The sequence below is a fragment of the Micromonospora sp. RV43 genome (genome assembly GCF_001029515.1).
Classification (GTDB): Bacteria; Actinomycetota; Actinomycetes; order Mycobacteriales; family Micromonosporaceae; genus Micromonospora; species Micromonospora aurantiaca.
Genome location: NZ_LEKG01000253.1, coordinates 1 through 7,194, shown reverse-complemented (window position 1 = coordinate 7,194; position 7,194 = coordinate 1). Strand labels below are relative to the sequence as shown.

Below are 7,194 nucleotides of genomic sequence, written 5' to 3'. Positions count from 1 at the left end.
GGGCTGTGGCACGCGGCCACCGCCAGATCTGAAGTCATGTCCACAGCAGACAGACGATCACGCGGTGGCCGCACCTCGTCTACCCGGCCCCACCAGCGACATCTCAAACGGCGGCTGCCGTACTAGGTGTCGGTGGAGGTCAGGTCGAAGCGGCCGGAGACCTGCCACAGCCGATCAGGCCGGGCATGATCCAGTGCACTGAATCTCGGCAGATCCGGACGCCACCTGAGCTTCATGAACCGCCGAGGCCGAGGCTCGAGTCGTTAGGGTGGGTGGCGAGTCCGCATCGTCCGGCTCCCCGACCCGTCATGTCCCTGGACACGGGCGTCGCCGGTGCCCTCACCACGCTCACCGCATTCGCCGTGGCGCACCTCGCCCCCACCACCTGGCTCGCCGGCACCACCGACGCAGCCACCACTAGACCCACCACCGGCCACCTCATCAGACGCGGATACCTCGCCGCCGCCGTCGGCGGATCAACCGCCGCCGCCCTCTACGGCCTCGCCACCGGCACCGCCGTCCAGTTCGGCTATGAGCCATACCTGAAATGGACGCTCGGCTCCGCACTCCCCCTCGCCGCCTGCGCGGCGATCATCGCCGCCACCGCTCCCCGCATTGCGGCTCCGCAACTGTCCAACTGGCTCGCGCGCACCCGTCCGGCGGCCCTGCCCGCCGCCATCGCAACCACCGGCATCTGTCTCATGCGCGCGGCGATCACCCTCACCCCACCGGTCGACCTGACTGGCATGCCCGGCCTCATCGGCAGCGCCGGAGCAGCACTGCTCGGCATCGCCACCGCCCTGACCACCAGCCGAAGCCGCACCACCCGCACCATCACGGTCCCCGGCCTCGCCATCGGCTACGCCATCGTCTTCACCAGCGACACCAGCAGCGCCCTGCTGGTCGGCTACCTCGTCGCCCCCACCTGGTGGGCCATCCAACTCGCCGCTTACACATTGCGGCTCGCCTACCCCGGCGCCGGGCAGGCATTGCGCCGGCTCGCGGGCAGCAGCCACACAGCCTGACGAGTCGTCAGAGCAAACACCGGCGCCAACCCTCGGGACTCACCGCTGTCCGGCAAATGACGGCGCCACCGGGGTGAGCACCAGGCAGCGCTCCAACAGATGACGGCCCGCCGAGATCGGCGGGCCGTCCATTCAATCGAGCCAGCCTGCCGAGCCTCTCTGCTCGGCGGGCCAGCCACGCATGCCCTCTGACGCAAGGAGGTCACCGGTTCCACGCGCCCGGATATCCCAGACCACGACCAGCACCAACCCACACATCAGCCTGACCGAAAGGCAACTGACGATGAGAACACTCCAGAACTTCCCAATCTGCATCGAGATGACCGGGCGCAAAAGCACCGCGCCCCGGATCGCACGTTTCCACACCCAGCTCGGTACGGGGACGCACCGCGTCTCGCAACTGGCGAGCGAGGGCTCGACTGACGCCCTCTGTCCGCCATCCAGCGGTCCGCAGGACCAGGGGGACGCCGTCCGTCCGCGATCGACACCGAGCCTGCAATGCCTCTTCGAGGACAAGCCCAGCCCCTGGCTTGACCCCTGGGGGACACAACGGATGGATAGACGGCCACAGCTGTCAGATGCCGCACCCGCGGGTCGTAGCGACGACCCCGTTCACCCCCGGCCCCAGCAACGCCGGGCCAACGAAAGGAAGCACGATCCATGCCCGCCCCGACGCCGAACCGGCCCGGAATTCAGACCACGTGCCGACGCACGCAGGCCAACTGCCAACCGCACGACGCGCCGCTGGCAGCCCGGTTCGACCGACGTCCTGGACCGGCGATGAACGGCCCCGCCGCCTCCGAATGGCGACCAGATCCACTCCTGACCATCGACGACCTCGCGGCCTGGTTGGGCAAGCCCAAGAACACCCTCTACGCCTGGCACAGCCGAGGCAAGGGCCCTCGCGCCATCCGCGTCGGCAACACCCTGCGCTACCGGCGCAGCGAGGTCGAGCGCTGGCTCGAAGACCACACCGACGCGGAGCGGTGAACCATGGCCCGACCTGAACTGGCCATCGGCACCTCCGGAAAAATCCGGATCGAGAAACTCGGTCCGAAGAGATTCCGGGCACGCGCCCGGTTCCGCGACTACGACGGCATCACCCGTGACATCGAGGCCACCGACGCCACAGGCCCGGCCGCCGAACGGGCCTTGAAGGTCAAACTCCGCGACCGTGCCACCCCCACCGACGACGAGATCACCCGCGAAACGCGCATCAGCGCCCTCGCCGAACTGTGGGTCGAAGAGATCACCGCCGAGGAACGCATCGCGCCACAAACCATCCACCGATACGCGACCAGCGTCCGCACCTCGATCCTGCCCGCCCTCGGCAACCTCCGAATCCGGGAAGCCAGCGTCGGACGCCTCGACCGGTTCCTGCGCGACATCGCCAAGGACCGCCCTTCAGCCGCCAAAGGCGTGAAGGTCGTACTCAGTCAGATGTTCGCTCTGGCCGTACGCCACGGCGCCATCCCCACCAACCCGGTCCGCGACACCGGCCGGCTCCGTAAACCCCGCCGCACCGTCGTCGTCCTCTCGCCTGAGCAACTCCAAGCCGTCCGCACGGCCATCCGCGAATGGCAGCGACCGATCCCTGGTAAGCCCGGGCCTCGGCACAGCGGCGACCTAGCCGACGTCGTCGACCTCATGCTCGCCACCGGCGCCCGTATCGGCGAGATCCTGGCCCTCCGCTGGGAGGACCTGGACCTCGCCGCCGAACGACCAACCCTGACGATCTGCGGAACGCTGGTCTTCATCAAGAGCCAGGGCTTCTTCCGACAGCCCTGGACCAAGAGCGACGCCGGCTACCGGAGGGTCGTCCTCCCCCGGTTCGCGGTCGGCATGCTCATGGCCCGCAAACTCACCGCCGCGGACAACCCCCACGACGCGATCTTCGCCTCCCGACGAGGCACCTGGCTCTCCCCCAACAACGTCCGCCGTCAGTGGCGCCAGGCCCGCGCCGAAGCCGACCTCGACTGGGTCACCCCGCACACCTTCCGAAAGACCGTCGCCACCCTCATCAAGGAGGAGATCGATACCAAGAGCGCGGCAGCGCAACTCGGGCACTCCAGCGAGGAGGTCACCGACACCTACTACATCGCCAAGCCGGTACAAGCCCCAGACGTGTCCGGCATCCTCGAACGGCTCGGCAGCCACCCGAGCAACCAAGGATCGTCGCCAGGAGAGAACGATGCACACCGATGACGAACTTGGTTGCCGCACCACGTAAACGGGGGGTTTTCGGGGGGCGGTTCAAATCTCCATCGAAGAAAATCAAGCCCTGACCAGTGTTCCCGCTGGTCAGGGCTTTTTCTTTGTCGGGACGGCCGGATTCGAACCGACGACCCCTTGACCCCCAGTCAAGTGCGCTACCAAGCTGCGCCACGTCCCGATGCCCCCGCCAGGTCTCCCCCGCGGCAGCCGGTACAGCTTAGCGCAGGATCTTCGCACCGTGCGCAGAGGCCCCTCCCGCGCCGCGCGCCACACCCCCTAGAGCGTCCTAGGAGGGTGGCGTGCGGCAACAAGCGGCGACCAGGGGTCAGCCGTGGGCCTTGCCCCGGCCACCGGGGCCGAGCTTCTTGCGCGGGCGTACCGAGATCTCGATCGGGCTGCCCTCGTAGCCGAACTCCTCGCGGAGCTTGCGCTCGACGAAGCGCTGGTAGCCGGCGTCCAGCGGCCCGGTGGTGAACAGCACGAACCGCGGCGGCGCCGCCCCGGCCTGGGTGGCGAACAGGATGCGTGGCGCGCGTCCGCCGCGTACCGGGTGCGGGGTGGCCTGGACCAGCGCGGTGAGCCACTGGTTGAGCTGCGCGGTCGGGATGCGCGTCTCCCAGCTGGCCAGGGCCTTGCGCAGCGCGGGCGCGAGCTTGTCGACGGCGCGGCCGGTCTTCGCGGACAGGTTCAGCCGGATCGCCCAGGGGATGCGTCGCAGCTCCCGGTCGATCTCCTTGTCCAGGTAGTAGCGGCGGTCGCCGTCGACCAGGTCCCACTTGTTGAACGCGATGACCAGCGCCCGGCCGGACTCGACCACCATGGTGAGGATCCGCTGGTCCTGCTCGCTGATCACCTCGCTGGAGTCGATCAGCACCACGGCGACCTCGGCCGCCTCGATCGCCGAGGCGGTGCGCAGGCTCGCGTAGTACTCGGTGCCGCTGGCCTTGCCGACCCGCTTGCGCAGACCGGCGGTGTCGACCAGCTGCCACGTCTCGCCGCCGATCTCGACCAGGCTGTCGACCGGGTCGACTGTGGTGCCGGCGACCGAGTCGACGACCGCCCGCTCCTCGCCGGAGAAGCGGTTGAGCAGGCTGGACTTGCCGACGTTGGGGCGGCCGACCAGGGCTACCCGGCGCGGGCCGCGCGGCCGGTTCTCCACGATCTTCGGCGCCTCGGGTAGCGCGTCCAGGATGGCGTCGAGCAGGTCGCCGGAGCCGCGGCCGTGCAGCGCCGACACCGGGAACGGCTCACCGAGGCCGAGCGACCACAGCGAGGTCGCCTCCATCTCGATGGTGGTGTTGTCGGCCTTGTTCGCGACCAGGATGACCGGCTTGGCGCTGCGGCGCAGCATCTTCACCGCGGCCTCGTCCACGTCGGTCGAGCCGACCATGGCGTCCACCACGAACAGCACAACGTCGGCGGTGACCACCGCGATCTCGGCCTGGGCGGCGATGGCCGCGGCCCGGTCCTTGGCGTCGGGTTCCCAGCCGCCGGTGTCCACGACTGTGAACGCCCGGCCGTTCCACTGCGCGTCGTAGGGCACCCGGTCCCGGGTCACGCCGGGGATGTCCTCCACGACCGCCTGCCGACGGCCGATGATGCGGTTGACGAGCGTGGACTTGCCGACGTTGGGGCGGCCGACCACTGCCACCACGGGCTGCGGGCCGGTCGGCTCACCGGAGTCGGCCTCCGGCTCGCGCAACTCCACCCAGCCTTCGAAGTCCTCGCTCACGCGGCACCCCGCTCGGTGAGCATGTCCCGCAGACGCGCCACGACCTCGTCGATGCCCAGCTCAGTGGTGTCCAGCACCACCGCGTCGGGGGCCTGCTGCAGCGGGTTGACCTTGCGGGTCGAGTCGAGCCGGTCCCGGCGGGCCAGGTCGGCGGCGGTCGCCGCGACGTCGGCGGCGTCCTCGGCGCTGCGCCGCTTCGCGCGCGCCGCCTCGGAGGCGGTCAGGTACACCTTCAGGTCCGCGTCCGGCGCGACCACCGAGCCGATGTCCCGGCCTTCGACCACGATCCGGCCCGCGTCGGCGATCACCCGCCGCTGCCGGTCCACGAGCAGCTCACGTACGGCGGCGACGGCGGCCACCGCGGAGACGGCTCCGGTCACCTCGGCGCCGCGGATGGCGGTGGACACGTCGGTGCCGTCGACTGTCACGGCGTACCCCTGGGGGTCGGTGCCGATGCGGAGGTCGGCCTCGGCGGCGACCTTTGCGACCGACTCGGCGTCGGTGAGTTCCACGCCGGAGCGCAGGACCGCCCAGGTCAGCGCCCGGTACATGGCGCCGGTGTCGAGGTAACGGGCACCGAGGCCCGTGGCCAGTCGCCGCGACACGGTGGACTTACCCGAACCGGACGGCCCGTCCACAGCGACCACGCATCGCCCGGCCGGTACGTTTTCCTCCACCGTTGTCCTCCTCAGCCCGTACCTCGCGGGTCGCCCGGTGTGCCGGGCGCCGTTGAGCGGATGTTCCGTCTTGAATCATGCCCGCGCCGCGCGGGCGTCCCACCGGGCCGGCGTGTGCCGGCCCGCGGACCGCGTCGAAGCCTACCGGGAGCCGTACCCCGATCGTCGGGGTCAGTCACCCACGGCCTTGAACAGGGCGGCGACCTCCGCGTTGGTCAGCCGCCGCATCCGCCCGGTGCGCAGGTCGCCGAGCTTGATCGGACCGATCGAGGTACGGATCAGACGGCTCACCGGGTGTCCCACCTCGGCCATCAGGCGCCGGACGATGTGCTTGCGCCCCTCGTGCAGGGTCAGCTCCACCTGGGCGGTTTTGCCAAGCGTGTCGACCACCTTGAACCCGTCGACCTTCACCGGCCCGTCCTCCAGCTCGACGCCGGCGGTCAGCCGCTTGCTCAGGTTGCGCGGGATCGGCCCGGCCACCTCGGCGAGGTAGGTCTTGAGTACCTCGTACGACGGGTGCATGAGCTTGTGGGCGAGGGTGCCGTCGTTGGTGAGCAGGAGCAGGCCCTCGCTGTCGGCGTCCAGCCGCCCGACGTGGTAGACCCGCTGCTCCAGCCGCGCGCCGATGAAGTCGGCGAGCTCGGTGCGGCCCTTCTCGTCGGCCATGGTGGTGACCACCCCGCGCGGCTTGTTCATCGCCACGTAGACCAGGCGGACGTCGGCCTGGAGCCGCTCTCCGTCGACGACGATCACGTCGCGGGCCGGGTCGGCCTTGTCGCCGAGCTGCGCCACCCGCCCGTTGACTGTGACCCGGCGCCGGAAGATCAGGTCTTCACAGGCGCGCCGGGAACCCACCCCCGCGGCGGCGAGCACCTTCTGGAGGCGCTCGGCGCCCTCGTACACGGGGGCGTCGGGCTTCGGGGCACGGTCATCGCGTCGCATCGGCAAGCTCTTCTACGTCGTCGGGAAGGAACGGGGCGAGCGGCGGCAGGTCGTCCACCGAGTTCAGCCCCAGCTTCTCCAGGAACATGGTGGTGGTCCGGTAGAGGTAGGCGCCGCTGTCCGCTTCGGTGCCGCACTCCTCGACCAGGCCGCGACCCACCAGGGTACGGAGCACCCCGTCGCAGTTGACACCCCGGATGGCCGAGATGCGGGAACGGGTCACCGGCTGCCGGTAGGCGACCACGGCGAGGGTCTCCAGCGCGGCCTGGGTCAGCCGCACGGACTGCCCGTCCAGTACGAACCGTTCCACATACGTCGCGTATTCCGGCCGGGTGTAGAGACGCCAGCCACCCGCGGCCCGGCGCAGGTCGAACCCGTGCCCGGCCGCTGTGTATCCGGCGGCGATCTCGTCGAGCATCGCGCCGACCCGCTCCGGCGCCTGTTCGAGGATCTCGGCCAGGACCAGCTCGCTGACCGGCTGGTCCACCACGAGCAGGATCGCCTCCAGGGCGCCGCGCAGCTCCGCATCGTCCAGGACGGGCGCGGGCGCCGGTTCCGGCACGGCCCGCCGCCGTCCCCGCTTAGGGGGTACGCCGTCAGCCCC

At 70.2% G+C, this 7,194-nt stretch carries 7 protein-coding genes and 1 tRNA gene; 3 read left to right on the top strand and 5 right to left on the bottom strand.

Going from position 1 to position 7,194, the window contains the following annotated elements; genetic code table 11:
- Window positions 1-308: 308 nt before the first annotated feature.
- From ABD52_RS39545 to ABD52_RS34945, 3 genes are all read left to right on the top strand, one after another.
- The gene (locus tag ABD52_RS39545) at window positions 309-1,025 is read left to right on the top strand and encodes a hypothetical protein (protein WP_047894547.1); all 717 of its coding nucleotides are present in this window, start codon (window positions 309-311) and stop codon (window positions 1,023-1,025) included.
- 780 nt (window positions 1,026-1,805) lie between these two features.
- Window positions 1,806-2,015, top strand: coding sequence for an AlpA family transcriptional regulator (locus tag ABD52_RS34950; RefSeq protein ID WP_030504821.1), 210 nt, complete (start codon window positions 1,806-1,808; stop codon window positions 2,013-2,015).
- Window positions 2,016-2,018: 3 nt separating this feature from the next.
- Window positions 2,019-3,230 (top strand): site-specific integrase, encoded by a 1,212-nt coding sequence (locus ABD52_RS34945; RefSeq protein ID WP_047894545.1) that lies wholly within the window; start codon window positions 2,019-2,021, stop codon window positions 3,228-3,230.
- 113 nt (window positions 3,231-3,343) lie between these two features.
- Here the strand turns inward: ABD52_RS34945 and ABD52_RS34940 are convergent.
- The 5 genes from ABD52_RS34940 to scpB form a co-directional block, all read right to left on the bottom strand.
- Window positions 3,344-3,417, bottom strand: a tRNA-Pro gene (locus ABD52_RS34940).
- A 147-nt stretch (window positions 3,418-3,564) separates the two neighbouring features.
- Window positions 3,565-4,947, bottom strand: a complete 1,383-nt coding sequence (der, locus tag ABD52_RS34935) for a ribosome biogenesis GTPase Der (RefSeq protein ID WP_085983681.1) — start codon at window positions 4,945-4,947, stop codon at window positions 3,565-3,567.
- Between the two features lie 20 nt (window positions 4,948-4,967).
- Window positions 4,968-5,648, bottom strand: a complete 681-nt coding sequence (gene cmk, locus ABD52_RS34930) for a (d)CMP kinase (protein WP_013285599.1) — start codon at window positions 5,646-5,648, stop codon at window positions 4,968-4,970.
- A gap of 171 nt (window positions 5,649-5,819) precedes the next feature.
- Window positions 5,820-6,590, bottom strand: a complete 771-nt coding sequence (locus ABD52_RS34925) for a pseudouridine synthase (protein WP_013477403.1) — start codon at window positions 6,588-6,590, stop codon at window positions 5,820-5,822.
- Window positions 6,577-7,194 (bottom strand): SMC-Scp complex subunit ScpB (gene scpB / locus ABD52_RS34920; RefSeq protein WP_047894548.1); only part of this gene is annotated, 618 nt, incomplete at its 5' end. The genes scpB and ABD52_RS34925, both read right to left, overlap by 14 nt.

Coding starts and splice junctions, on each gene's coding strand:
- ABD52_RS34925 (WP_013477403.1), bottom strand. CDS start 6,590: ATGCGACGCGATGACCGTGCCCCGAAGCCCGACGCCCCCGTGTACGAG.
- ABD52_RS34945 (WP_047894545.1), top strand. CDS start 2,019: ATGGCCCGACCTGAACTGGCCATCGGCACCTCCGGAAAAATCCGGATC.
- ABD52_RS34950 (WP_030504821.1), top strand. CDS start 1,806: ATGAACGGCCCCGCCGCCTCCGAATGGCGACCAGATCCACTCCTGACC.
- ABD52_RS39545 (WP_047894547.1), top strand. CDS start 309: ATGTCCCTGGACACGGGCGTCGCCGGTGCCCTCACCACGCTCACCGCA.